The organism is Sinimarinibacterium arenosum, assembly GCF_005047655.1.
Lineage (GTDB): Bacteria > Pseudomonadota > Gammaproteobacteria > Nevskiales > Nevskiaceae > Solimonas.
The window spans coordinates 35,139-58,293 of sequence record NZ_SUKF01000009.1; the positions used below are offsets into that span (position 1 = coordinate 35,139).

A 23,155-nucleotide genomic window follows, 5' to 3' on the forward strand; every position below is an offset into this window, starting at 1 on the left:
CTTCAGGAGCCCGACATGGTTGAGCAGATTGGTGAATATCGGTACAGCGTCACAACCCGACGGCCGCGTCGTGGCTGGCGTGGGACGATCGGGCACTGGCTACGGCAAATGGCGTGGCGCTTCGACCGGCAGGCTGTCATCGAAGTCAGTCTGAGTTCGACCCCGCCGGTGCCCGCGTCAATCCGGCAGGAATGTATCCGCAAGGGTCTCGACCACATGGCGCGGCTCTTTGAAGAAGCGGTGATCTACGAGACAACCGATCGTCTGCTGCGCGCCAAATGCCCAGGTCTTTTCGGTCCTGACTCGCCCTGCGTGTCAAGCAAAACCCTCAAACGACACGGGGGAGCGGCCGGCTAGACCCCGACGCCGCGCCGCCCGGTCATGGGTACTGTCTTGCGTATACGCAATTTTCGGGGGTGGCGGGGCGCACTGTTTACAGCAAGAATGCCCCATCAAGTGCCCCCTGCAAGATCCTCATGAAACTTAAAGACCGCCCAACTGCAGTTCATCGTCTGGAACTAAGTGAAATCCGCCACGCCATGGGCTTTGGGGTGTGCGCGGCATTGGGCGGCGGAGCGGTGCTCCAGGCGGAGGTCTTTGTCCCAATCGCCAAGCTGGTCATGTGGGCCGGAATTCTTATCTTCGTGATCTCCGCGGCGCGCCTCCTCGCTCGGCGCGGTACGGCGCCGAACGACGACGTTCTTTTGACCCTTCGCGACGCGGAAGCAGTCGTAGAGACAGCGGCGGCGATGGGTGGCCGCGAGGTTCTTGCTTCGTTCATTGCCAGCCGAGGTCCTCTGACGTGTGCGCGAGTGAGTGAGCTGGAAGCGGAACTCGCGTCGGAGCGCGAGCGCAAATCACGGCGGCGGTCGGCGGCGCGGTGAGCGCAAGCTAGGCGTAGCCCGTCCCAATAGCCGGAGAACCTGAATGGATGTGAACGTTTTCAGCTATCACCACGGTGCGGCGTTCAATCGCTGGCACGAGAGAATCATCGACTGCGCGACCGGATGTGGTCGCAAGACCACGATGACGGGAACAGGTCTGTGCGACCAGTGCTGGGAGGGCCAGCGGCGTGCGCAGTTGGCCGAGCAGCTGCGGCACTCCGAGCGCGACCGCTTCACGTCCTGATCGGCGGGGCGTAACTTCACCCGCGTGTGGGGCGGTTGCTGGTGCATAGGGTAGGGATATCGCCACCTACACCGAGACTCGCCATGACTGCCAAAGCACCGCGCCTGACTGAGCTGAAAAAGCGCCAGCTGAGCCGTTCCAAGGTCGAGCTGTTCTGCCAGTGCCCGCAGTGCTTCTGGCTGAATGTCCGCAAGGGCGTTCGACAGGTCAGTGGACCGGCGTTCTCGCTGAACATCGCGGTGGATGCCTTGCTGAAAAAGGAATTCGATGCCCTGCGCGCATCGGGGGCAGCGCACCCGCTGTTCACGCAGAACGGCCTCGACATGATCCCGTATGCGGACCCGCGCTTGGCTCAGTGGACGAACAACTTTCAGGGCGTCCGCTGGACCGACCCCAAGACCGGCTGGACCCTCTATGGCGCAATTGACGATCTGTGGCTGGATCGTTCGCGCCTGACACTGCATCCTTCGGACTACAAGGCCACATCCAAGAAGGATGATCCGAACACCGAAAGCCTGTATCCGGGCTACGGGCGGCAGATGGAAATCTACACGTTCCTGCTGCGCCAGCAGGAGTTACCGTTTCCCGTTTCGGATCGCGGCTACTTCTACTATGTCAATGGCGACAAGACCCACGCGGCATTCGATAACGTGCTCCAGTTTCGCAACATGCTGGTTCCGCGCGATGGCGACTCGGGCTGGGTGAAGGCAACCTTTCGCGCGGCGGTGGCCTGCGCCAGCAGCGACACGATTCCGGAGGCCGGCGCCACCTGTGAGTGGTGCAGCTACCGCGCCGCCGCCATGGCAGCACTGAGCCCGGCGCTGCCGATGCTCGCGACGGACGCGCCATCGAGTTCGGGGCTTCTGGCGGCCTAGCCGCTCTCCGCAAGAAACAGCGGTTCTGGTTGCGGCGCTGGGCGCGGTGCATACGGTATCCCTATGAGCACCCCCGCGCCCGCGCCGAAGATCCATCCCACGGTCATTCTGATCGATCGCGCGCAGAGCAAGAGCCCCGTAACGCGGATTGCCTATGCGGTGGAGTCGGCCACCCTCGAAGTGCAGTTCCGGGGAGACAAGTTTTACCAGTACGCGCTGGTCGACTATCCGACCTTCCACGCGTTGTGCCATGCCGACAGTGTCGGGGGCGCCGTGCGGAGTCTCCTGAAAGCCTACCCTCGTGTATCCGGCCCCCTGTCGGAACTATCCCGCAATGCCGTCAGTGTGCACACGATGCGGCGCCGCGATGTCCCTACGCAATCGGGGTACAGGGCGGCCCTGTTGGCGCACACGCCCGCGTTTGTTGCGGCGGTCGCTGCCTGGGACGCTACGGCGCTGTTCGGGTAGCGGCCGGACTCCAAACCGGCAGCGGTTGATGGTCAGTGCGGACCCTTGGATTCCACCTTTGCTGCGGTGTTCCTCGCGCGCATGGATGGCGGTTCCGCGTCGGATCGGCACGGCCGTGATGATCCTGGTGCGATCGCGGGGCGCGCTGGGCTGGCTAGGGTCAAGCTTCCATTTCCTGCGGAGCTAGACGTGCTGACTTTCGACGTGGTGTACGAGCGCCCGGCGGTGCTGTTGATGGGTTCCGTGGAAGAGCTGCAGGAGGTTCATGACGTTCTGCAGCGCGCCGCGGCGTCCTACGGCGGCTGCGATCCCTCGCATGTTGCCCTGACGCGTCTGGCCCATTCTGTTGCCGGCGCCGCGCCGGATGAGTGCAGCGCGGACACGCAACAGCTGCGCGTGTCCCTGGATGCGTTGAGCCTGATGGAACCGGTCATGGTGCTGGGCGAGTGGATGCACAAGGCCGGCACCGCAACTGCCGCGCATGCCGTTGCGGTGCGTCTACAGCGTGTCCTGATTGCCGCGCTGGAGTCGGTCGTTGCCACGGCGACCAACGGCATTCAGTCGTTGTTTCCGCACAGCGTGTTCGTGACGTCTGGTCCCCGGGTCCTTCACTAGGCGCCCCGCGGGGGCGGTCGTGGACTCGTAGGGTCGATATCACCAAGCCAATCACAGGGGTCACTGATGACACTGCGCACTCTTCGCAGCAACGTATTTTCCGTCGCCGATCGCGAGGCCTTCATGTCCGCGCTTTCGGCACTGCCGTCGGTGCAAGCCGAGTGGGTCGATGACAACCGGGTGTGTCTCTTCGACGGGCCCGACGCTGCGGTGTGGCCTGAGCTGGGCGCGACCGCAGATTCACCCGCTCTGGTCGACCTTGTGGCGCCGCACCTCCCGGAGGGTGAAGTCGCGATCTTCACCACCGCGGAGATCGACGGCCCGCTGAAACGTCCGACCTATGTGGGTGGCACTGCCTGCGCAATCAACCGCGAGGGTAGCCTCCGCCTCCTGGACACCGCCCAGATCAACGCGGCGGCCGTTGGACTGACGGATCGCTATCAGAGCGTCGAACAGCCGTGGGGCTCGCCATTGCACCTGCAGCCTGGGGTGACATCGGTACATTGGCAGCGTGCCGGGGACGGGAGCGTGCGTGTGGTCTTTTCCTGCGAGACCAGCGACCCACTGCGCCTGTTGGTTGACGCCTTGTTCGAGGCGGGGGCCTCGCTGCAGCTGGAACCCTTGCCGGAAGACGAGTGGTCGCTGACCATCAAGCATGAGGGAGATCTTCTGCAGCGGGTGCTGCGCACCCTGGGGGCGCCGGCATCGCTTCCGGAGCGGCAGGCGTTCTCGCGGCGCGCGCACTGACTCGGCGCGAGTCGACATGGCACAGCTAATCCTGACGGATGAAGAGAAGGCGGCCGCCCTTTGGAGCGACCTGGACGACGCGGCGCTCGGGGCATTGGTGAGGAGCAAGATTGCGCTCATCACCGATACCGCTGCCCAGCTCGACCGCGTAACGACCTTGGCGGCAGCGATGCTCTTTTGCTGCGCGGCGGCAGAGGAGAACGCCACCTCACTTGAGATGGAGGTCGCGGGACTCACGCAAGCGGGGCGGGCATTCGGCGACTGGAAAGTGGTTGCAACGCGGACCGCGCCGATGAGCGGCCTGCCGCGCACCGAACTCATCGACGTACGCAGATGCAGGGTATGCGGCTGCACGGATGACGACTGCTCGCACTGCATCGAGCGCACCGGCGAGGCGTGTTACTGGGTCGCCGACGATCTGTGCAGCGCATGCGCTGCCTCTCTTGGTGACCCGAACGGCAAACTGGCGCAAGCCTGACGACCTGCTGGCACTGCCTGCTGTGCGCGGTAGAATTCTGCACCCGGCGTTCCGCGCCACTTTTCATGGACTTGGTCTAAGTGTGTTCTCCCCGCTCGCGGGGGTGATCGGCAGGCGTTCAATTACGTGGCCGGCGACCGCGTGTGTTCTCCCCGCTCGCGGGGGTGATCGGACAACTCAGCCATTAGACTGACACTATTTGAAGTGTTCTCCCCGCTCGCGGGGGTGATCGGCATGGCGACAAACTGCCACGCTTGTGACCGATGTGTTCTCCCCGCTCGCGGGGGTGATCGGATGCTGGTTTCGACGGTGACGAGCACGTCCGCGTGTTCTCCCCGCTCGCGGGGGTGATCGGAATCGACCCCAGAACCCAGGGTTCAAAGTCGTCGTGTTCTCCCCGCTCGCGGGGGTGATCGTTGGTAGAGCGTCGCCACTGGGTAGGGGGGTGCGTGTTCTCCCCGCTCGCGGGGGTGATCGGCACTTGTGGCATGCCCCCGCAATTCGGAGAGCGTGTCCTCCCCGCTCGCGGGGGTGATCGGGCCCGCCATCTGCTTAGCCGACAGCATCGACGGTGTTCTCCCCGTTCGCGGGGCTCCCTGTAATCGCTACGGTTGGGTCTGTCCCCCAACGCGTGGAGCCAATCATGTCATCGCTTTCGTCTGTCGCCGAACCAACGCTTACTTCGGACACCAGCAGTTCGCGGCGCAAGCCCATCCCCGCGCCCGAGCAGCTTGCCCTGCAGTTTCGCGGTGGCCATCCGGACCACCCGCGAGAGGCCTGGCTTGACGACTGTGAAGGAGGCTTCACCGACAGCGGCTATTGGGAATGGGTGCGCGAGGCCCTTGAACGCTGCGGTGGCGACGTACCGGACGTTGGTGATGGTGGCAAGGCAGCGCACGACGAACAGCACTCGGCTCTCCTGGCGACACTTCGTGGTCAGTATTCGACGGCGGACTATCCGTCCGCGCTGCGATCGCTCATCGCCGAGGCCCAGGCTGAACAGCTTCGTGCCCTGCGTAAGAAGATGGCGAGCCTCGCTCCGGCGGTTCTCTCGCCGGGTGGCCTTGCGGTGTGGATCGACTGCGAGATTGCCGTGGAGGCATACAACGTGGTGTCGGCCGACTTCACCGTGGGCGTGAGCAATGTTGGCTTGCGCTCGCACGAAAGTCGCGATGAATTCTATGTAGACCCCGGTGCCGCTGATGACGTCCTCGATCTCATGGGCGTGGATTCGGCCATCCCGGATGTCTCGGAGCACGTGAGCGACTTCCTGTTCGATCTGATGGCGTATGCCGAGTTGGTGCGTGACATTTCGGACACCAACCTGGAAGGCTCTTTCACTCTGACGCCCGATGGACTGATTCCTGTGAAGGGCGTTGCGGGTCAGGCACCACAGGCGCTGTAGGGTGCGGGGCGCATCTCGGCGCGTAGGGTGAACTCAAGCCGGCACTTTTGCCGAAAACGGAGCCCCCAATGCCAACGCTGCGCCCGCTTTCCCCGCTGTCCCCGGATCGTGCCGCCTGGGAGATGGAAGTGTGCCACTGCATCTGTGAGTTGTATGACATGACCAACGGTGACGCGCAGGGCGTGGTGGAGGTCGTGCCCGATCTGGTCGACGAGTGCTGGGCCGCAAAAACGACGCCGGTAGAAACCGCGCATCGGGTTATGTCGCGCTCGCACGCATCCTGATTGGAGGTGCTATGGCCGCTAAGACTCCTCTTGAAGGTTTGACTGGCCCGCAGGCACTCGTTGCCTACGAGCTGCTGAAGAACACTTCGACGCGCAGTGCCTTCTATGAGCTGGAGGTGAGGCAGGACGTTTCTGGGACCTTCGCGCTTTACGTGCGCTATGGCGCACTGGTCAAGCACTCGCTGGTCGGCGGAGGCCAGGTGCTGGTGGTTGCGCGCGGTCGTAAGTTCATGTGCATGGAAAAATTCAACGATCTCATTACGCAGAAGCGTGGGCGCGGATATGTGGCGTCTCAGGCATTCGCGCCGACTCCGTCGCTGATCGATGGTGAGTTCTTCCACGAGCTTGCGGAGATGGCCCAGCTCAAGGCGGAAGCCGAGCGCGAGGCCCGCCTTGCTGTAGTTCGTGCGGAGGTTTCCGCTCAGATGTCCTCCCCCAAGGCGACCGATGCACTGAAGCGGTGGGACTCGGACGCGCTGTTTGGATAGCTGCGTCCCGCTCGGTGCGGGGCCGGCGTGAATCAGTCTAGTAAACACAGATGGAGTCCCACCAGGAGCACGTCCGCATGACCAGCATGGCCGCCACAGTCCCGACTCGGTTTGGGTCTCCCGTCGCATCGGATGCGCCGATCGCGGCGCCGCTCCGCCACGGGGACTCGCTGAGCACCCTGAGCGATGAGGAGGCGGACGTGCTGCAGCATCTGCAGGCCACCAGTTACGACGCCACGCAGGAAAAGTTCGGGTGGAGTCGCGGGCGCATCTACAACCTGGCGTGCCGCGCCGGCGCACGCAAGACGGAGGCGCGCATTCAGGAACGTGCGGCGGCGCGCAAGCAGCGTCAGCGCGAGTACCTGGCCGAAGTGATCAACTCAACGACCAAGGCGGACGTACTGGACTTTCTCGACGGTTTGCCCGATGAGTCGGTGCAACTTCACGCGACGTCCATTCCGTACAACGTAGGCAAGCCCTACGGCGGAAGTCCCGGCGCCGACAACTACCGATTCCACCGCTACCTTGGCTGGCTTCTGATGGTCCTGTCAGAGATGGAGCGAACGTTGGCGCCCGGCGGTGTGCTCTTTCTCCAGGTCGGGTCCACGCTCAACCCTCACACCGGCAAGCCCTATCCGCTGGATATCCTGCTGTACCCCTATCTGCAGGAAATGCAGCTGTCCTACCAGAACCGCGTGGTCTGGGAGACGCCCCATGGCCTGACGCCCAAGCGTCGGCTGGCAGAGCGCAGCGAGACTGCTTTGATCTTCTCGAAAGGGGAGCCGGCCGTCTTTCATCCCACTCCGGTCCGCACCCCGACGCTGCAGCCCAACAAGCGCGCGTTCCGCGGACCTCGCAAGGGACAGATTTCGTCTCACTGGGCCGGCAGCTGGCCCTCGAATGTCTGGCGCATTCCGAACGTCGGCAACGACCACCCCGAACGCACAGGACATCCGGCCCAGTTCCCTGAAGAAATCGTGCGGCGCGCGGTGATGCTGTACACCCTGCCTGGCACGCACCTGGTTGTCGATGCGTTCGTTGGCAGTGGCACCACGGCTGCAGTGTGTAAGAAAACCGGGCGCCCCTTCTCCGGGTGTGACCTGTTCTACGAGGACATGCGCGCGGAACGCCTTGCCAGCGTGACCCCCGAACTTGTGTCCATGCTCCCGGGCGTAACTGACCAGTCTGTTGCGGTGTGGGCTGCGGAAGCCCGTCCATGCCATGTGCCGGTACCGCACGTGGATAACCAACTGCTTCTGCCAAACCTGTGAACAGGGCCACTTGGGGTATTGCGACTGGCCGCTTGGAGGTGGGTGGTCGCAGCCGCCGTCTAATGCGATGTCCCCATCGGTTTGTGGGCCGCGCCTTGAGTCCCCGGGCCGGCTGTGCCGTCACCTGGGACGGGAGTAGATCATGCGTGGAACTGACAGCGTAGCGTTGGCGGCCGGTTGTTCCGGCGTGCGGCTGGAGATTGAAGTCGCGCCAGTGGCGTTGCTTGTTCTGTTGGCCGGCGCGGACCAGTCCCGCGCTCGCGATGGCGGACTGCCCGCACGTATCGTGGAATCCCCTTGCCCTGGTGTGGCGCGGGGCGCGGAGATGCACAGGGCCGCAGGCGCGGTATCGCCATCATGACCTCATTTCTGACCAAGGCTCTTTCCCCCATTTGGGCCTTGTTGGGCTGCGTTTTCGCGGCCCTCTTTTATTTTGCGCTTACGCCTGGCTCACCGGCCTGTGATCGCCGTCCCGTCTTGCGTATACGGCGACGCTCGATTGGCGCAGGCGCCCTATCCATCCCCCGAACGATCTTCGGACTCGGAGATTTCTCATGAATGACGTACGCGGTGGCGTTCCGACAGCGGGCACAGTCCCGGCGGATGACCTCAACGAGTTGGGGCGGCAATGGCATGAACGGACCCAGTCGCTGTGTCGCGGTCTGGATGCTTCGATTCAGTCGGCGCAGGACCACGCGTACGCGCTGGGGCGGCGCCGGGGTGCAGTCGATGCCCAGGCCCAACTCGCGCGATTGAAGAGTGCGATGTGCATTGCTGTTGCAGCACTGCGGCATGGCGGTGCGCCGATTGAGATCGCCGAGGGGCTGGAGGCAGCACTCGAAGACGCCACCGAAGTGCCATCCGCGATCGTGGAAGCGGGGACGTCGTCGCAACCGCTGAGGATCGGCTGCGCCAACTGGCGAGGTGAAGTCGTCCCGCGCGCCCTCGTTCCGTTGGGGGTGGTCTGGGGGCGCTCCGCCTGCGGCGCGCTGGACGAGTCGCCCGACTGGGTACTGCATGCGTTCGATATTCGCGCAGGCGCGGAATGCGCCATTCGCCTGGCGGATCTGCGACACCTCGCAGCGAGTCGGGACGATACGCCGCAACCCGCCCAGGCAAGGCAATGAACGCCGGGAACCGCCACCCCGCATTGAGTGCGCCTCGCTTCGCGCGCCACTATTCGGACGCCAGCCTTCCGGCACCGTGGGCGTTGCTCGACCGTCGCACCGGACTGCTGTGGTCGCGCCCGGACTATCTGAAGGGCGGGGGACTGTTGTCGCCCGTCCGGGGGCTCCCTTTTGTCGTGCCGAGTATTGAGGCGCTGGAGTCCCTCGTGGACCGGGCTGAGGCGAGCACGATTGCGGTGCCGCAAGTCCTCCTCGATGTCGCCCCGGCGCTGGTGCAGCCGGTTTGGCACCGATCCGGCACGGCATGCCGCAAATCAAGGGGCCGCGTGTGGTGCGTCAATTTCGCTGATGGCAGCGTCCTGGCGCGTCCGGACTCAGCAACCCTTGCCACGCTTTGGGCCTGCGGACCCATGGTCGACTGGATGCAGTCCCCGCGGCTCCCGCCGCTGCCCGAGGTGCAGACGTGGGACGCGAACGCGATGTTCGGGTAGCAGATCGCTCCCCAGAGCCCCGGGGCGGCGTCTAGGAATGGAAGCCCATGCACCGCCGGCCCGTCGCGGGGCGCCAGGTGGCCGCATAGGGTCGCGTGACACTGTCCATTCGCGGAGACGCCGATGACTGCTCAACCTGCCGCTGATGCGTTGCGTTCACGGCGCACCGCGAACGCGGTCCTAGCCGCGCTGTGCGTCGCTTCCCTGATGTGCGCCGGGTCTGCATTCGGGCGTCAGATCGCCACGACCAAACAAAACCTGATCCTTGAGTGCCGCGCCACGCTGGAGCAAGCGCCGCCGGCTCTGCGAACGCGCCTTGAGCGTGCGTTGTTTCTCTATGAGCTGTCGCTTACTACGACAACCGCAACCATCAACGATCGCCTGCGCCTGCGCCGAGCACTGGTAGAAGCATGCCGCCCGCCGGCCGCGACGCCCCCGGCGCCGCGCGCCTTCTGGACTGCCTCATGACGCGCTCCGCTACGACCGCTCGACAGAGCCCCGTCATCTCGCAGGCTCAGCTGTCTTTGCTACGTCGCGCGGCAGCCAGTGACCGCGTTCACCCGCTGCACCTTGGCGATCACGCGGCCGCAAGACCCATGGTGCGTCGCGGCTGGCTCACCCAGGGGTTCAGCCAGGAGCGGCGCACCGCAGGCGGTGATCGAATCTTTTGGGCACTTACTCGCCGTGGTCGCGAGGCGCTGGATCAACAGGAGCGCGCCTGGGGCGATCCCTCTGTTCGCACATCCCAGGAGAAAGCAAATGAGTGAATTCAAGCGAGAACACCGCTACATCGTCCTCAAAACTTCCGATGTCGCATCGGCTCTGAACAGCGAGCAGCAGCGCACGCTGGAGCACCTGTGTAGCCTCGTTGAAATGAAACGTCGCGAGCGGGGCAAGGACAGCGCGCCAGCCTTGGTGGTGGAGCACGACTGGCCGGAGTACGAACCGACGTGGCAAGCCATTGCCGCACGTGTGGCGGGGCGCTCGACGCCCGGGCCGCTCGATTCTGGCGGGCTGCCGGCGAACGACGGCGCGACAGGCGGTGCGCAATGAGCAGAAGCGGCTACACAGACGACAACGACGACCCTCTGGCGCACGGACGCTGGCGACAGGCGGTGAGACGTGCGCTTGAAGGCAAGCGCGGACAACAGCTACTCCGCGAACTGGTGGAAGCGTTGGACGCCATGCCGGACAAACGCTTGTTCGCAGGCAGCTTTGCCACGGCCGCCGGTGAGTTCTGCACGCTCGGCGTGCTGGGCGCGAAACGCGGAACGAAGATGGATGACCTCGGTAGCGAGGACACCTGCGACCCCGCTCAGGTGGGCAAGCGCTTCGGCATCGCGCGAGCGATGGCGGCTGAGATCATGTACATGAACGACGAGTATGTGGTCGACGAGTGGAAGTGGGTGGACGTGGAGATTTGCGGTCCAGTGCGGCCGTACAAACCCGATTGGGGGCGCCATGTTCGCAGCGTGCGTCTGCCCAACGAAAACCACCCATCGGAACGCTGGCAGCGAATGCGAGCTTGGGCCGTGGCGCATCTGAAGCCGGCCGACCCGGATGCTGCAAGCTCCCGCGAAGCTGGACGCACAGGGAACGGAGGCGAGGCGTTGACGCCCAGCAAGGATGAACAGAGCCCCGGGTGTTCAGATGGCGCAGATTAATCACTACACCGCCGATGCGCGAGCGTTGTTCTCGCAAATGGACGATGCCGGCCTGACAGGTCAGGCGCTTGTTCAGCAGGGCGCTATTCACGCCGTGTCGTTTCTCCTGAAATCCGGGTGCTCAGAGGCAACCGCCACTGACATGTTGGCGTCACTGCGAGAGCAGGCGCAATTCATTCGTGATGAGGCTGCACGGCGCGGGTTGCACGAGCTGTTCCCGGCCGACCAGACAGAATTTCTATGAGCGGCCCCAGCGGGGCGCCGAGTGATGGATACGGTTTCGGAAGGATCACCAATGCCGGAGCCCGTCATGGCAGTAACAACACCCGCTTCCCCTGATCTGACGCTGGTCGAGGTCAAGGACCTCTACGGCACTCGCTATCGCGTGCGCCAGGTTGAACTGGCCAGCAACCGCGCGCAGCTGCGGTGCTTCGATATTGAGGGAAGTCCTGTACCCGCCTCTCCGCCGTTCGAGTGTCAAACACTCCATCGCGAGAATATCTGCCGGCACGCGGACACTGACTTCGTGGAGATTGAAGCGCTCGGAGACCGCTGGACGCAGTGCGGGATCTGTACGCGTGAGATTGAGGCTCGGGTTCAAGCCCTGCTGGCCCCGAAGCGCGTGAATCTTTCCTAGGCGGGATGCGGATGGAGACCATGACTGACCGCAACGCGGCACTGCCGAAACACGGACGTTTCGGGCCCGCCGGAGCGGATGCGTAGCCGGAACTTCACGGGCTCAGGTTTTGAGCCTGTGAATCTGTAGGCTGACAGCAGAGCGGCGCAGCGGAGATTTTCAAGAGATCCATGCCGGACGGTTCCTGCCTTGTGCCATGCACGGAGGCCGCGCCACCGAAAGGTGGCGTGGTTCAACGCGCATGCCGGCAGCGCTGCTACCCGAAGCGAAGCCAGCGCCAGCTGTTGGCCCGGCACTTTGGCGCGGCCCGCTTCGTCTGGAACAAGTGCCTGCGTGCCCGCAGCGACGCTTACCACGATCCGGAACTGACCGAGATGTTCGGTCGCGGCCTGAGCATCGGCAGCATCGAGTTGTCCCGCTGGTTGACCGAAGTGAAGCGCGACCCGGAGTTCAGTTGGCTGTCGGAAATCGACAGCGGAGTGATCACCCAGGTGCTGCGCGATCAGGATGCGGCGTTCCGGAATTTCTTCGCAGGCCGCGCGAAGTACCCGAAGCGACGGAAGCGCGGCGGCTCCGCCGCCGTGCGTTTCGTCTTTGATCATCGCCACGTCGGCAAGGTCAAAGCGTGGGACGCCGGCACCCTGGTGCTGCCGCTGCTGGGACCGATCAAAGTCGTCTGGTCCCGACGCCCGAGCGTGATGCCCAAGCTGGTCACGGTGTCGATCGACAGCGCCGGACGCTTTCACGTTTCGATGTCGGTGAGTGAAGCCGTCGCGGCCGCGGTACCGGCATCCGCCGGTGCCGTCGGCGTTGATGTCGGCGTCAAGGACCTCGCCATTCTCAGCAGCGGCGAGAAGATCGAAAACCCGGCGCACCTGCGCCGCAAGACGCGCTATCTGAAACGACTGCAGCGCGGCCTGAGCCGCAAGACCAAAGGCAGTGGGCGCTACCGCGCCCACCGCCGTCGGGTCGGGAGGCTTCAAGCGAGAATCGCCGACTGCCGGCGTGATGCGCAGCATCAGGCTTCACGGCGCATCGTTGATGCGGCTCAGATCATCTGCATCGAGACGCTGAACGTGAAAGGCATGGTGAAGAATCACCGGCTGGCTCGCGCGATCAGCGATGCCGGCGTTTCCGAGTTGCACCGCCAGATCATCTACAAGGCCGGCTGGTCCGGCCGCAGTGTGAGCCGGATCAGTCAGTGGTTCCCCAGCAGCAAGACCTGCAGCGCCTGCGGCGCTGTCAATCAGGACTTGCAGCTGAAGGATCGCAGCTGGACCTGCAGCAGCTGCAGCACGACTCATGATCGCGACATCAACGCCGCGAACAACATCCTGGCCGAGGGACTGCGTTGTCTTGCAGAAATCGGCGTAGGGCAAGGAGTGCCCGAACTGATGCGCGTGGAGGGTGATACCCACCGAAGGACAGCGGCGCAAGCCGCGGTACCAACGGCATCCGTCGAAACGCGAACCGTGTCAGCCCCAACCTCACCGTGTGAGCCAGCTCCAGTCCAAGGCGTTGCGAACACATGGATCAGCGAGGCTGGGGATTAGGCATGGATTCCGATCTTGAGCGTGCCTGCTGGATCCATGTGTCGTTTCTGGTGACTCGGTATCTACTTGCCAACTCGCACGGCCGATGGGACGGCGCCGAGAAGGCGCTGCGTCACCGGGAACTGTGTCAGTTCTACGCTGCACTGCCGTGTGGCGCGGACCCCGACGCCGTCTCGGTCCTTTCGCCTGAATATCGCGCGCTGCATAGCGCCACGCAGGCGCTCACCGATAATTTGGATACCGAGATCGGGTTCCCTTTGGACTCCCGACCCGACTTCGACCGGCTTGCGCCGCTGTTCTTCGCAAAATTCCACGCGCTCGCTTTGGCCGTCCTTGGCTGATCCTGTGTGACCGCGACCGCCAGCAGGAATGCCCGGTTGGCGGCGCTTTTTCGGCCGAAAAAGGGTTACGAATCGCGCGGACTAAATAGGGATGCCGGAATTTCCCGGTAAACGGAATGATCCGTATGACAACCCTATTTCTAATCGATTTTCTGCTGCCCGTTTTGCTGCTACCGCCACTCAATATTCTCTGCCTGGCGGTGCTAGCGCTGGCATTGGCGCATCTGGTGCGAGCCGCCAAATCTGGTCGACCGCCATGGTGAGCCGCCTGCGGCTCGAATCAACCCGATCGCCGTTCGTCGCAGGTGTGGTCCTGTTGTGCGGGCTCTTTGCCCGCCCTGCAGCAATCCTGCGGGCCGGGACGGCGGGGCGTGGGCGCGGTTCGTAGGGTAGGGGAAGGCTCAACTTAAAAGACCACCTGTGGACACCACTCCCGCCGTCGCATTCGACTCATCTGAATTCGCAACCCCTTCAGGCGCGGCGCCCCTGCCCAAGCTCGTTCAGCACTTCATCGACGCATGGCCCCGTTACCTCGCCGCGATTCACGCCGCACAGCGTACCGTCGAGGATCTGAAGCGCGACGCTGAAAGTATCGGGCAGGATGCGGCGAGGGGCTGGGCGTGGGACCCGATGCAATCCCATACGCTCGATATGCTCGTGGCCGCCGCATTTGCTCAGGTGACTGATCATGCGCGCACGGTGTTCTGCGAAGGCTCGTACGACGTGTTGTCGCACGAGAATGCGCACAGTGTCATGCGCCAGTGCGGCGCTTCCGACGATCCGCAAGCTCCGGACTTTGCTGGATACTGGCGAGCGCTGGAGGCCCGGCTGGGCGCTGGCGAAGGCACCCGGCGGGCGCTGGCCTTGTGCGCCGCCCGCATTCGCAAACACTGGAACATCTTCGCGAGTGGTTCGCCGCGGGCGGACCGCTGGGGGTGCGCTCCCAAGATCGAGCGCGATTGTGTGACCTTCGAGACTGGCTACCCAGGACTTTCCCGTTGCATCGGCGGCAAGGGCTTTGAACTCCGCGGGTATGAGATCCACAAAATCTCCGCCCCCATTGATGATTTGGGTCGGGTTCTTGGCACCGCCTTTCCTGCTGCCAAGCTGTGCGCTGAACTTGATGCCCTGCCCACTGGGCACGCGCTCAAACTGCCGTTGCGGCTCATCTCTGGCCGGTGTCAGTGGACTTTCCAAACCTCAACGACGCGCCTGCGACTTCCGATGGATCTCGCGCTCCAACTGCGCCAACGCCTGGACGAGTTGGACCCGGAGGAGCCGGCCTAACGGTGCCTGATGGTTGCAGCCGCATCCATAGAGGCGTGTTGCCGACTCACCAGCCCGCGTAGGTCGCACACAAACCTCCCCAGTCTTCCAATGCGTCGGCAGCCTGCAGGATTTCGATTCCTTCGCTCGCGTGCCAGCCCTTCGGCACACGCACCATCCAGTGCTTGTCCTCGCCTTGGCGATACAGCTGCAGCACCGTGGCGGTCATTACCTGGCGCACAGGGGGACTCTTTCGATACTCGGAACGCCACCTCGCAAGCACGTCCGGCAACTCGGTGCGGTCCGGGGACTCCCAGTCGAAGCCTCGCGGACGCAGGTGATAGTGATCGCCACCCGATCCGAAGGGGCGCGTGACACGCTCGAAGAAGGCGTCGAGATCGTACTTCTGAACGACACGCCACACACGCTCACCAAATGCTTGCGGCCAGTCGGAGTACGACTCTGGAATTGTCGCGCCGCAGATAGCGGCCAATGCCCATGCCTCACCGCCATCCATCGCGGGCATGCCCTGAATCATGTCGATGAACGTGTAGCGGGGGAACCGACCTCGGGCCATGACCGGCGAAACGCAGGCGTAGCCGGTTAGCGCAACCGCGCGGCGCGAATGATGGACATAGCAGGACTCGGCTTCCTTGAAGTCGATGATCTCGATGTGCCCATTGCGCGCCGTCAGCGATAGTTCGTCGAGCACGCGCTCGGCTCGCTGTCGTGCCGTCTCCCTCTGCATCGTCTCTCCTGACTCCCCCGGCCGCTACCTGAGCCGCTCGGCAGCGCGTTGCGCTCGCAAGAGGCGTGGCACGCTCAATGGGTGCAATATCCCAAGCTTTGGCACCGGTCCGTATTGTGGGAAATTTGGCAGTTCGAACCAGTCAGAGTCATACGGCACCAGGACAGACTGGAGCAAGTCGAACTTGGTATCGCCTGAAAGCCCCGCGCTCTCGAATTCGACGGCATGCCCCGCTCGCGTGATTTCAAACTCGTGGTCGAACAGCCGTTGCCGGTTGGTGGTGGCGTAGCAGACTTGCACCCGAAATGTCGCTGGTGCGCTGGCCGCAGGCTCAAACACTTTCAGGATGATCGCGGGCCTTGATTTCGGTCCCGGGGAAGGACTTCGAAGATCCTGCGGGAACTTGCAAAGCACGACATCGCCAGCCGTAGGTTTGGGGTACGGGGATGTCACCCGTCAGCCTCAGTCAATGATCGAACTGAGGACTGTTCCAGTTTCTTCCTGAGGCACACGAGCCCTGATTGCCACGAGATCCGCCTCAGTCAGCAGATCGAAGTCGGGGTCGTACTGGGGTAAGGCACGCGGCAGGAAGTACGCCAAAGCCTCGTGCACCAGCTGCGTTTCCGTGAACCCCAATGCCGCAGCTGCCTTGGCCGCCAGCTCCTTCGTGACGCCGTGGGGCGTGTTCGTTTCGCGCCAGCGCAGAAGGGTTGTCGGCGGTTTGTGGGCAGTGGCAGGCATGACGGCACTCTGTCGTGATCTATCAAAAGTATATCTGCTATCACTTTGCTATACAACCTGACCTGCCGCCGAAGCGGCCGGAGAGGTTGCACGGGCTGGGATCGCGGGGCGCGCGCGCATTGAGAAGGTTGGGGAAAGCCAACGGAGATAGTGTCATGCCGACCTCACCCCCGGAGTCCCTGTGGACCGTAGAGATGTGGAGCTACCGCACTCGCAGCAAGGTCTCCACGATGTCGTTTCCGACCGAAGGCAAGGCGCGCTTCGTGACGGAACGCGGCATCCGCAAGTTCGCGCGCATTGTGCCGCGCGCGGTGCTGATCAACCCGCAGGGCGAAGCCGTTGCGGTGATGACGTCGATGAGTGGCATCTACGCCTGGCTTGAGGCTGCCACTTACCGCGCCTTCCCGGCGTCCCATCAGTTCTGCATGCCCGTGCCCGCGGTGCCCGTGGCGGAACTGGACGCCGCTGCATAGGGTGAACTCCTTACTCGAACTCGGACCTGTTATGACTGCCTGCGACGTTTCCGCTCTCGCCCCGGTTCGGGCGGTGCTGGCCGATGGCACCACCGTGACGCTGCCCAAGGACTGCGGCTGCACCGATCATGCTGGGCCGCATTGGGTCTACATGGATGCGTTGGCGCAACGTGCGAACGCGAAGCTGCTTGATCCGGTCGGGAAGACACCGCTCCAACAGGTCCTCGGGCAGGCTGGCTTTGCCATCGAGGAGGCGGCGCGGCTTGAGGATAAGCTACGCATGATGAAGCTCAGAAAAATAGTGCGGCTCTTGCCGCCATCCGTAGGGTAGGGACATGAAACTCTTGCACACCGCCGATCTGCAGCTCGGATTGAAGCTGCACTTTCTCCCGCCCGAAACGGCCGCTCGCATGCGCTCGCTTCGCTTTGCCACGCTGCGTCGGATTGCGGAGCTGGCGCGTCAGGAGCAGGTGGACTGCGTGCTCATTGCCGGCGACGTGCTGGAGGACAACGCGCTCAAGGCCGACACGCTGCAGCAAGCTACCGACGCGCTGGCCTGCTTCGACGGCATTCCCGTCATCATGATTCCCGGCAACCATGACGCCGGCACGGCCGACTCGGCACTGGCCCGCCTCGAATTGCCCAAGGGCGTCGTGCTCGCGACCCGGCGCGAGTCGATCGCGGTCGGCGACGCGGCGGTTTATCCGTGCCCGCTGATGCGCCGCCACGAGATGGACGATCCGACCGCATGGCTGCCGGCGCGCCAGCCCGGTGAAGGCATTCGCATCGCGATGGCCCACGGCGGCGTCATCAACTTCGCGCAGAATGCGGATTCCGAGACGCCAAATCTCATCGACGCCAATGCGATCGTCGCCAAGGGGTTTGACTATGTGGCGATGGGCGACTGGCACGGGACGTTCCGATACAACGACCGCGTGTGGTACTCCGGCGCCCACGAGGCGACCCGTCACAAGGAGGTTGACCCCGGCAACGTCCTGCTGGTCGAGATTGCCGCCCCCGGTGCGGTCCCGGTGGTTACGCCTGTGCCCGTTGCGTCGGCGCGCTGGATCTCCCGCGCCATCGAGTTCACGGACGATGCGCAGGTGGAGGAACTGGGCGCGTGGTTCGGCGCCTTGCCGGAGCGCTCGCACACGCTGGTAGCCCTGTCTCTGAGTGGCGCGCTGACTTTGGGGGCTCGCGATGCGCTGGATGTCCTTCTCGCGGACAACGCCGAGCGGCTGGCGTATCTGCGCCATGACGCCCACAAAGTGTTCGCACAGCCAACGGAGGCCGACCTTGCCGCCATGAATGGCGAAAGCTTCATGGCTGCGGCGCTGGCGCGTCTTCAGGGGAGTGCCGACGACGCGGCGCCGGATGCGCTGCGCTTGATGTACCGACTGCAACAGGAGGCCGCCAATGCGTCTGTCTGAAATCGAGGCGCGTGACTGGCGCGGGTTGAGCGCGTCGCTGACCGACTTGTCGCCGCGTCTCAATCTGGTGCTTGGCCCCAACGAGGCCGGCAAGAGCCGCCTGTTCCAGGCGCTGCAATACGCCTTCTTCGAGGGGTACCGCGGTAACGCACAGCACAAAGCTGCACTGCAAACGTGGGATACCTCACAGGCGCCGTTTACGCGCGTGGCCTTCGAGGTGAACGGTGTCGCCTACGAGATTCAGAAGCAGTACCTGAAAGGGCCCTTCGCGCAGTTGTCCGGTGGCGGCGCGACGCTCAAGGGCGAGGACGCCGAAACTCGCCTGCGTGAACTGCTCGGGACGCGCCCTGGGTCAACTCGTGGCGCTGACGTCGCGGATCAGGGCATCTGGCCCATGCTGATGGTCGGGCAGGGACACTCGCGGACTCCCCTGAACGATCACATCAACGAAGACGGCAAATCACGACTGCAATCCCGACTGTCGGATGAGATTGGCGTGGCTGCGATCGGAGAGACAGGTCAACGCTTGCTGGAACTCGCCGAACGCGAGTATGGGCGCTACTTCACGGCGACCGGGCAAACCGGCAAGACCCTCACGGCGGCGCTGGCTCGCGTCGAGAAGGCTGCGGCGGCGCTCACGGCAGCCGAGGCCGCACTCCTGCAGCAGCAGGCGATTTCCACTGACCTGGAGGGCGCGCAGGAAGAACTGAAGACTCTGTCTCGCCGGCTGAACGATGCCAATGATCGCGCTGCTGAGGCTGAACGCAAGGCACAGGCCGCCACGCAGTTGCAGGGGACGATTCAGTTGCGTACTGCTGAGCTGCACAGTGCAACGACTGAGGAACGTTCGGCGGAACTGGCGCTTGCCCGACGCACCGAACAGGCCGGTGCGCTCGCTGAATTGGAAGCGAAACACCGCGCCGAGACCGAACAGCTGCACGTGGCCCAGGCCACTGCAACCCAGTTGGCGACGGACTATGACCGGGCTGTGCAGCAGTATGGCGCCGCGCGGGACGCCTTGGTCGCGGCGAAGGACGCACTGGCCGCAGCAGAGACGCACCAGCGGCGCAGTCAGATCGCCACCACCATTGAGCAGCGCCGCAAGCAGCTGTTGGACGTGACGAATGCAGGGCGCCGTGTAGCGGCGGCGGCAGTGGCGTTGAACAAACTGCCGGCGCTGACGCCTGCGGCGATCGCCAAGCTGCGTGCGCTGCACACCGCCGTCTTGACGGCACGCGCGCGCGTGACCGGCGCTGCGGTTGCCGTGTCGGTGACGGCACTGCGCTCGATCGCGATCGACGGAGCCATGCTGGCTTCCGGGCAGCGCGTAGACATCGAGGTCATTGAAAACCGCAGCATCGCCATCGGCGACGTTGCGACGATCGCGATTGAGCCGAGCCGGGGGGAACTGGGGGCGCTGCGTGATGCACTGCAGGATGCGGAGGACGCACTGAGCGCCGCGCTGGCCCCGTTCGGCCTGCCGAACCTCGCTGCCGCCGAATCGGCCTTTGTGGCGCGCGGCGATGCTGATGCGGAACTGCGAACCGCCCGTGAGTTGAGTGCCGCTGCAGGTTCATCCTCCGAGGCAGAGCTGGAAGCACAGATCACCGCGCTGTCAGCGGAACTGGCTGACCTGGGCGTTGGGCTGGACGCCGCGCCCGACGTCGTTGGGCTCACCGCTGCTGCCCGCGCTGCTGAAATCGAGGTCGAGGCAGCACGGGAGGCTCAGCAGGTGGCCCGCGACGCGCAGGTGGGTGGGAACGCTCGCCGCGATGCGCTGGTTGCCAGTGTCGGGGGTCTCGCCGGTCAGATCGCCACCGCGAAAGAAAGTTTGGCCTCCGCGCAGAGTGCCGAGGCGCTGGAAGCGGCCGTTGCCTCGACCCGCGACGCACGGACGAGCGCGCAAGAGGCCCTGAAGCGTGCGCAGGACGCGTTCGCAGAGGCCGGTGGTGCGGATATCCAATCCAGCGCCGAGCAGGCGCGGCAGGCGGCAGATCAGATGGCACTGCGAGAGCGGACCACGCGCGAGCGCTGCCAGCGGCTGCAAGGCGAGCTTCGCATCACGCTGGCCAATGCGCCCTTTGAAACCGTGCAGGATGCCAAGGCAGAAAGTGACCTCGCCCAGGCCGAGTATGGTCGGCTGATGCGTCAGGCCGCGGCGGCAAAGCTGCTGCGCACGACCATCGTTGAAGAGCGCCGGAAGGTGGTTGACCAGTTGACGGCCCCGGTGATCCAGCGAATCCGCCCGTACCTGTCTGACCTGTTTCCGGGATCGACTCTTTCGACGGGCGAGAACCTGGAGTTCACCGGCTTGCTCTCGGGCAATGTCGCTGAGCCGTTCGCCGATCTGTCGGGGGGTGCGCAGGAGCAGCTGTCGCTGCTGACCCGGATCGGTCTGGCCGAGGTATTGGCCGGCGGGGGGACGCTGCCGCTGGTGCTGGATGACGCGCTGGTGAACACCGACGTGGAGCGCATCGCCCGTATTCAGAAAGCGCTCTACCGTGCGGCGCAGGGTGGGCTGCAGGTGCTGCTGTTCAGCTGTCATGACGTGCTGTTTGATTCCCTTGGTGCGGATCGCGTAATCACGCTGGCGACGCAGCGGCGGCGCAGTGCCGCGCCGTAGGGGAGGGCCCCAACGAGGGAGGACTGATTGAATGAGCCGAACCCTGAAAAGTTACGGTGGCGCGGTAGGGCTGATTAGGATTTTTGGTCGCCTGGCTCCGCGCAGCCTTCTCAGTGCTAAACAGCTTCAGCGCCCGACTGGGGCGCCGCTGTGTGACCCGTCATATTGTTCGGGCCTTGATGCGGACTCTGCGGCCAGTGAATGGGCACTGCTCTATGCCCGTGTGAGGAACTATTTCGCCACAGGCCGCTTGAATACCCTGCGGATTTCGTTGGACGGGCCGCCGCCTGCACCCGGCAGCTGGTGCGACGGCGCCCCCGAGTGGATCCTCGACTGCTTGGACCTTCTGGGCGCCATCGAGCACCCGGCAGTGTTGGAAGGACTCTCGATAGAGACGCTTGTCGACAGGCTTGATGTTCGAAGCAACCAGCTCATCATCTTCCTGCTCTATGTCGAGACTGCGTGGTGTCGGCCTCTCGATCTAAAAGGCCTCATCGCAGTCGCTTGCAGACCTCCCGAGGAATCGCCGCCAACATTTGATTGGGATATTTCCGAACTACCGGCGCGGGCGACAGCACTACTCTCGATCGCCTCCGGCGATTTTCCTCTGATTGACGATCTACGCTTCTGTACCCGGCTCGAAGCAGTCTGCAAGGCTGGACAGTCTGTTGAAGATGCGCTCGCCAGCATTGCTGCCTCCCGTTCGCGGGCTGATCCTGTTTACCAGGCGCAGTTGGTGGATGGCTTGGCTCGCGCCTACGCGTCAACCGCCGCGGAGGAGATCCTCGACGTTGGCACGCTGGCCGTATCGCGCTGTTTCGCTCCCGAGCTGAGAGAGCGCAACATTGAACTATTCAGTGCGCGTTTCGGGCTGACCCCGCCGCAGGCAGCTACTCTTGAGTCGATTGGGCGACGCTTCAATATGACTCGGGAGCGCGTGCGCCAGATTATCGAAAGTCTGGTAAGCGCGGTCTCTGAGCAATCGCTCTGGGCACCCGCCGTGACACGCGCCCAGCGAGCCTATGTGGAAAAACTCCCCGCTCGCATCCGTGCCGTTGAGGCTGATCCTGATGTCCGCTCGCTGCTCGGCAAGTCGCTCGACATCGCTGGACTTGATCGATTCGCGCTGACCTTTCTGCGGAAGGAGTCCCCCTCCGCTGCATTGAAGCAGGGTCGCGTGTCTGGTGTTGCAGTCACCGGACGCCAGCAGCGCTTAGTCGCCACCTCGGTCCGCAATTGGGCCGTAAAAGCAGTGAGTCACGTTGGTGCGGCGCCGGCCGATTGGGTGGCTGGGCGTGCAACCCGAGAGACGGGTACCGCAGTGAGCGCTGTGGATGTGGTCAGTGTGCTGGAAGGCGATTGCGGATTTGAGTGGGTGCATCAGGACAGCGGCTGGTTTTGGTTTCGGGACTCAGGTCGCAACCGCCTGGCCAACCGCGTGCTCAAACTTGTTTGCGTAGCTCAAGCACCAATTCCTATGGAAACCTTATACGGTGGCTTAGTTCGCGGCGACCGTGACAAACGGCTGAGCTTTAGCAAAGCGGAACCTCTGGGCTCGGTGTTTCTGCCCCCTATTTTGGTTGTCCAAGCTGTGTGTGAAAGACTGCCGTTCGCGCGAGTTACGGGCCACGGACATGTGGGGCCCTCAGCAGAGTGCCCGCTACCACATGAGGTACTGGGGACCTTTGATTTGACGTTGCTGCGCTCGCTGAAATCTCTCGGCGGCATTGCCCGACGTGGTGAGTTGCGCGAATCGGTTCTCGGCCGCCTTAAAATCAGTCCGGTGACGTTTGAAGTGCAGTTCAGCGATGCCCCATTCGTCATCAACATTGGGCGGGATCTCTATTCCCTGCGCGGGCGCGAACTAGACCCCATTCGTCTGGCAGCTGCTGTTGCGTCCATCGACGAATCCCGTCGTAAGACACCTTCGACGGGTTATTCCTCGAACGCTTGGCAACTAACCGTAACCGAGGGTTTCATGCGCAACTACGTCGCTTCGGTCCCCGCACATATCGCGCGGCAGCTTGAACCTGGGGCTTACATGGCCACCGGGCTCGTTGAGGGAGCCCTACATTTCGTTGACTACGGCTCCAAGGGGATGCGCATCCGAGGACTTCGCGGCGCGCTACCTGCCTCTGTTGTTGTCGGGGACATTATTCGCGTGGTCGCCGATCCGGACAACCGTAGCTTGCGGCTTGATCTGGTGCCCAGTGGCGGGACGCGCTTCGCCCAACCGGCGCCCGCGCAAGCGCACGTGGATGGTATTGGCCGGCGGGGGGACGCTGCCGCTGGAGCTGGATGA

General features: G+C 63.9%; 29 protein-coding genes and 1 CRISPR repeat array. Of the genes, 27 read left to right on the top strand and 2 right to left on the bottom strand.

What is annotated here, in order from left to right; translation table 11 throughout:
- Positions 1 to 15 precede the first annotated feature (15 nt).
- The 22 genes from E4T66_RS17350 to E4T66_RS17455 all read left to right on the top strand — a co-directional run bounded on the left by E4T66_RS17350 (position 16) and on the right by E4T66_RS17455 (position 14,859).
- Positions 16 to 357 (top strand): hypothetical protein, encoded by a 342-nt coding sequence (locus E4T66_RS17350; RefSeq protein WP_136850609.1) that lies wholly within the window; start codon positions 16 to 18, stop codon positions 355 to 357.
- Positions 358 to 476: 119 nt separating this feature from the next.
- On the top strand, positions 477 to 884 hold the full coding sequence (locus tag E4T66_RS17355) for a hypothetical protein (protein ID WP_136850611.1): 408 nt from the start codon (positions 477 to 479) through the stop codon (positions 882 to 884).
- A gap of 43 nt (positions 885 to 927) precedes the next feature.
- Positions 928 to 1,128: a hypothetical protein gene (locus E4T66_RS17360; RefSeq protein ID WP_136850613.1), complete on the top strand. Its 201-nt coding sequence runs from the start codon at positions 928 to 930 to the stop codon at positions 1,126 to 1,128.
- 83 nt (positions 1,129 to 1,211) lie between these two features.
- On the top strand, positions 1,212 to 2,003 hold the full coding sequence (locus E4T66_RS17365; RefSeq protein WP_136850616.1) for a PD-(D/E)XK nuclease family protein: 792 nt from the start codon (positions 1,212 to 1,214) through the stop codon (positions 2,001 to 2,003).
- Positions 2,004 to 2,066: 63 nt separating this feature from the next.
- Positions 2,067 to 2,471 carry a KTSC domain-containing protein gene (locus tag E4T66_RS17370; protein WP_136850618.1) on the top strand — a complete coding sequence of 135 codons (405 nt, stop codon included), beginning with the start codon at positions 2,067 to 2,069 and terminating at the stop codon, positions 2,469 to 2,471.
- A 189-nt stretch (positions 2,472 to 2,660) separates the two neighbouring features.
- Positions 2,661 to 3,086: a hypothetical protein gene (locus E4T66_RS17375; protein WP_136850620.1), complete on the top strand. Its 426-nt coding sequence runs from the start codon at positions 2,661 to 2,663 to the stop codon at positions 3,084 to 3,086.
- A 66-nt stretch (positions 3,087 to 3,152) separates the two neighbouring features.
- On the top strand, positions 3,153 to 3,833 hold the full coding sequence (locus E4T66_RS17380) for a hypothetical protein (RefSeq protein WP_136850623.1): 681 nt from the start codon (positions 3,153 to 3,155) through the stop codon (positions 3,831 to 3,833).
- Between the two features lie 16 nt (positions 3,834 to 3,849).
- Positions 3,850 to 4,311, top strand: a complete 462-nt coding sequence (locus E4T66_RS17385; protein WP_136850625.1) for a hypothetical protein — start codon at positions 3,850 to 3,852, stop codon at positions 4,309 to 4,311.
- 82 nt (positions 4,312 to 4,393) lie between these two features.
- Positions 4,394 to 4,850: direct repeats of the CRISPR family, unit length 29 nt; unit sequence GTGTTCTCCCCGCTCGCGGGGGTGATCGG.
- Between the two features lie 104 nt (positions 4,851 to 4,954).
- On the top strand, positions 4,955 to 5,716 hold the full coding sequence (locus tag E4T66_RS17390) for a hypothetical protein (protein ID WP_136850627.1): 762 nt from the start codon (positions 4,955 to 4,957) through the stop codon (positions 5,714 to 5,716).
- Between the two features lie 68 nt (positions 5,717 to 5,784).
- Positions 5,785 to 6,000, top strand: coding sequence for a hypothetical protein (locus E4T66_RS17395; RefSeq protein ID WP_136850629.1), 216 nt, complete (start codon positions 5,785 to 5,787; stop codon positions 5,998 to 6,000).
- An 11-nt stretch (positions 6,001 to 6,011) separates the two neighbouring features.
- Positions 6,012 to 6,488: a WGR domain-containing protein gene (locus E4T66_RS17400; protein WP_136850631.1), complete on the top strand. Its 477-nt coding sequence runs from the start codon at positions 6,012 to 6,014 to the stop codon at positions 6,486 to 6,488.
- Positions 6,489 to 6,565: 77 nt separating this feature from the next.
- Positions 6,566 to 7,759 (top strand): DNA-methyltransferase, encoded by a 1,194-nt coding sequence (locus E4T66_RS17405; RefSeq protein ID WP_169577687.1) that lies wholly within the window; start codon positions 6,566 to 6,568, stop codon positions 7,757 to 7,759.
- A 554-nt stretch (positions 7,760 to 8,313) separates the two neighbouring features.
- Positions 8,314 to 8,886 (top strand): hypothetical protein, encoded by a 573-nt coding sequence (locus E4T66_RS17410; protein ID WP_136850637.1) that lies wholly within the window; start codon positions 8,314 to 8,316, stop codon positions 8,884 to 8,886.
- On the top strand, positions 8,883 to 9,377 hold the full coding sequence (locus E4T66_RS17415; protein WP_136850639.1) for an Lcl C-terminal domain-containing protein: 495 nt from the start codon (positions 8,883 to 8,885) through the stop codon (positions 9,375 to 9,377). The genes E4T66_RS17410 and E4T66_RS17415 overlap by 4 nt, the downstream gene beginning before the upstream one ends.
- 123 nt (positions 9,378 to 9,500) lie before the next feature.
- A complete protein-coding gene (locus E4T66_RS17420) occupies positions 9,501 to 9,845 on the top strand; it encodes a hypothetical protein (RefSeq protein WP_136850641.1) in 345 nt (114 codons plus the stop codon).
- A 291-nt stretch (positions 9,846 to 10,136) separates the two neighbouring features.
- Positions 10,137 to 10,430 carry a hypothetical protein gene (locus tag E4T66_RS17425; RefSeq protein ID WP_136850643.1) on the top strand — a complete coding sequence of 98 codons (294 nt, stop codon included), beginning with the start codon at positions 10,137 to 10,139 and terminating at the stop codon, positions 10,428 to 10,430.
- Positions 10,427 to 11,041, top strand: coding sequence for a hypothetical protein (locus E4T66_RS17430; RefSeq protein ID WP_211243004.1), 615 nt, complete (start codon positions 10,427 to 10,429; stop codon positions 11,039 to 11,041). The genes E4T66_RS17425 and E4T66_RS17430 overlap by 4 nt, the downstream gene beginning before the upstream one ends.
- Positions 11,028 to 11,285 (top strand): hypothetical protein, encoded by a 258-nt coding sequence (locus E4T66_RS17435; RefSeq protein ID WP_211243005.1) that lies wholly within the window; start codon positions 11,028 to 11,030, stop codon positions 11,283 to 11,285. Before E4T66_RS17430 ends, E4T66_RS17435 begins: the two co-directional genes overlap by 14 nt.
- 51 nt (positions 11,286 to 11,336) lie before the next feature.
- Complete coding sequence (locus E4T66_RS17440; RefSeq protein ID WP_136850645.1) at positions 11,337 to 11,678, top strand: hypothetical protein; 342 nt, start codon at positions 11,337 to 11,339, stop codon at positions 11,676 to 11,678.
- A gap of 227 nt (positions 11,679 to 11,905) precedes the next feature.
- On the top strand, positions 11,906 to 13,231 hold the full coding sequence (locus E4T66_RS17445; RefSeq protein ID WP_169577688.1) for an RNA-guided endonuclease InsQ/TnpB family protein: 1,326 nt from the start codon (positions 11,906 to 11,908) through the stop codon (positions 13,229 to 13,231).
- Between the two features lie 2 nt (positions 13,232 to 13,233).
- Entirely contained in the window at positions 13,234 to 13,572 is a 339-nt protein-coding gene (locus E4T66_RS17450; RefSeq protein ID WP_136850649.1) for a hypothetical protein, read from the top strand.
- Between the two features lie 420 nt (positions 13,573 to 13,992).
- Complete coding sequence (locus E4T66_RS17455) at positions 13,993 to 14,859, top strand: hypothetical protein (protein WP_136850651.1); 867 nt, start codon at positions 13,993 to 13,995, stop codon at positions 14,857 to 14,859.
- Between the two features lie 46 nt (positions 14,860 to 14,905).
- On the opposite strand, the gene E4T66_RS17460 is transcribed toward E4T66_RS17455, so the two are convergent.
- Complete coding sequence (locus E4T66_RS17460; protein WP_136850653.1) at positions 14,906 to 15,586, bottom strand: hypothetical protein; 681 nt, start codon at positions 15,584 to 15,586, stop codon at positions 14,906 to 14,908.
- A gap of 462 nt (positions 15,587 to 16,048) precedes the next feature.
- On the bottom strand, positions 16,049 to 16,327 hold the full coding sequence (locus tag E4T66_RS17470; protein WP_136850657.1) for a hypothetical protein: 279 nt from the start codon (positions 16,325 to 16,327) through the stop codon (positions 16,049 to 16,051).
- A gap of 155 nt (positions 16,328 to 16,482) precedes the next feature.
- Here E4T66_RS17470 and E4T66_RS17475 point away from each other — a divergent pair, with 155 nt between their 5' ends.
- The 5 genes from E4T66_RS17475 to E4T66_RS17495 are packed head-to-tail and all read left to right on the top strand — an operon-like array spanning position 16,483 to position 23,155.
- The gene (locus E4T66_RS17475; RefSeq protein WP_136850659.1) at positions 16,483 to 16,800 is read left to right on the top strand and encodes a hypothetical protein; all 318 of its coding nucleotides are present in this window, start codon (positions 16,483 to 16,485) and stop codon (positions 16,798 to 16,800) included.
- A gap of 31 nt (positions 16,801 to 16,831) precedes the next feature.
- Entirely contained in the window at positions 16,832 to 17,131 is a 300-nt protein-coding gene (locus E4T66_RS17480; RefSeq protein WP_136850661.1) for a hypothetical protein, read from the top strand.
- Positions 17,132 to 17,135: 4 nt separating this feature from the next.
- The gene (locus tag E4T66_RS17485; RefSeq protein ID WP_136850663.1) at positions 17,136 to 18,230 is read left to right on the top strand and encodes a metallophosphoesterase family protein; all 1,095 of its coding nucleotides are present in this window, start codon (positions 17,136 to 17,138) and stop codon (positions 18,228 to 18,230) included.
- Positions 18,217 to 20,853 (top strand): AAA family ATPase, encoded by a 2,637-nt coding sequence (locus tag E4T66_RS17490; protein ID WP_136850665.1) that lies wholly within the window; start codon positions 18,217 to 18,219, stop codon positions 20,851 to 20,853. The genes E4T66_RS17485 and E4T66_RS17490 overlap by 14 nt, the downstream gene beginning before the upstream one ends.
- Positions 20,854 to 20,884: 31 nt before the next feature.
- Positions 20,885 to 23,155: a hypothetical protein gene (locus E4T66_RS17495; RefSeq protein WP_136850667.1), complete on the top strand. Its 2,271-nt coding sequence runs from the start codon at positions 20,885 to 20,887 to the stop codon at positions 23,153 to 23,155.

Coding starts and splice junctions, on each gene's coding strand:
- E4T66_RS17395 (WP_136850629.1), top strand. CDS start 5,785: ATGCCAACGCTGCGCCCGCTTTCCCCGCTGTCCCCGGATCGTGCCGCC.
- E4T66_RS17410 (WP_136850637.1), top strand. CDS start 8,314: ATGAATGACGTACGCGGTGGCGTTCCGACAGCGGGCACAGTCCCGGCG.
- E4T66_RS17440 (WP_136850645.1), top strand. CDS start 11,337: ATGCCGGAGCCCGTCATGGCAGTAACAACACCCGCTTCCCCTGATCTG.
- E4T66_RS17435 (WP_211243005.1), top strand. CDS start 11,028: ATGGCGCAGATTAATCACTACACCGCCGATGCGCGAGCGTTGTTCTCG.
- E4T66_RS17350 (WP_136850609.1), top strand. CDS start 16: ATGGTTGAGCAGATTGGTGAATATCGGTACAGCGTCACAACCCGACGG.
- E4T66_RS17390 (WP_136850627.1), top strand. CDS start 4,955: ATGTCATCGCTTTCGTCTGTCGCCGAACCAACGCTTACTTCGGACACC.
- E4T66_RS17470 (WP_136850657.1), bottom strand. CDS start 16,327: ATGCCTGCCACTGCCCACAAACCGCCGACAACCCTTCTGCGCTGGCGC.
- E4T66_RS17475 (WP_136850659.1), top strand. CDS start 16,483: ATGCCGACCTCACCCCCGGAGTCCCTGTGGACCGTAGAGATGTGGAGC.
- E4T66_RS17450 (WP_136850649.1), top strand. CDS start 13,234: ATGGATTCCGATCTTGAGCGTGCCTGCTGGATCCATGTGTCGTTTCTG.
- E4T66_RS17400 (WP_136850631.1), top strand. CDS start 6,012: ATGGCCGCTAAGACTCCTCTTGAAGGTTTGACTGGCCCGCAGGCACTC.
- E4T66_RS17370 (WP_136850618.1), top strand. CDS start 2,067: ATGAGCACCCCCGCGCCCGCGCCGAAGATCCATCCCACGGTCATTCTG.
- E4T66_RS17380 (WP_136850623.1), top strand. CDS start 3,153: ATGACACTGCGCACTCTTCGCAGCAACGTATTTTCCGTCGCCGATCGC.
- E4T66_RS17490 (WP_136850665.1), top strand. CDS start 18,217: ATGCGTCTGTCTGAAATCGAGGCGCGTGACTGGCGCGGGTTGAGCGCG.
- E4T66_RS17385 (WP_136850625.1), top strand. CDS start 3,850: ATGGCACAGCTAATCCTGACGGATGAAGAGAAGGCGGCCGCCCTTTGG.
- E4T66_RS17480 (WP_136850661.1), top strand. CDS start 16,832: ATGACTGCCTGCGACGTTTCCGCTCTCGCCCCGGTTCGGGCGGTGCTG.
- E4T66_RS17425 (WP_136850643.1), top strand. CDS start 10,137: ATGAGTGAATTCAAGCGAGAACACCGCTACATCGTCCTCAAAACTTCC.
- E4T66_RS17355 (WP_136850611.1), top strand. CDS start 477: ATGAAACTTAAAGACCGCCCAACTGCAGTTCATCGTCTGGAACTAAGT.
- E4T66_RS17495 (WP_136850667.1), top strand. CDS start 20,885: ATGAGCCGAACCCTGAAAAGTTACGGTGGCGCGGTAGGGCTGATTAGG.
- E4T66_RS17360 (WP_136850613.1), top strand. CDS start 928: ATGGATGTGAACGTTTTCAGCTATCACCACGGTGCGGCGTTCAATCGC.
- E4T66_RS17365 (WP_136850616.1), top strand. CDS start 1,212: ATGACTGCCAAAGCACCGCGCCTGACTGAGCTGAAAAAGCGCCAGCTG.
- E4T66_RS17405 (WP_169577687.1), top strand. CDS start 6,566: ATGACCAGCATGGCCGCCACAGTCCCGACTCGGTTTGGGTCTCCCGTC.
- E4T66_RS17420 (WP_136850641.1), top strand. CDS start 9,501: ATGACTGCTCAACCTGCCGCTGATGCGTTGCGTTCACGGCGCACCGCG.
- E4T66_RS17430 (WP_211243004.1), top strand. CDS start 10,427: ATGAGCAGAAGCGGCTACACAGACGACAACGACGACCCTCTGGCGCAC.
- E4T66_RS17485 (WP_136850663.1), top strand. CDS start 17,136: ATGAAACTCTTGCACACCGCCGATCTGCAGCTCGGATTGAAGCTGCAC.
- E4T66_RS17415 (WP_136850639.1), top strand. CDS start 8,883: ATGAACGCCGGGAACCGCCACCCCGCATTGAGTGCGCCTCGCTTCGCG.
- E4T66_RS17460 (WP_136850653.1), bottom strand. CDS start 15,586: ATGCAGAGGGAGACGGCACGACAGCGAGCCGAGCGCGTGCTCGACGAA.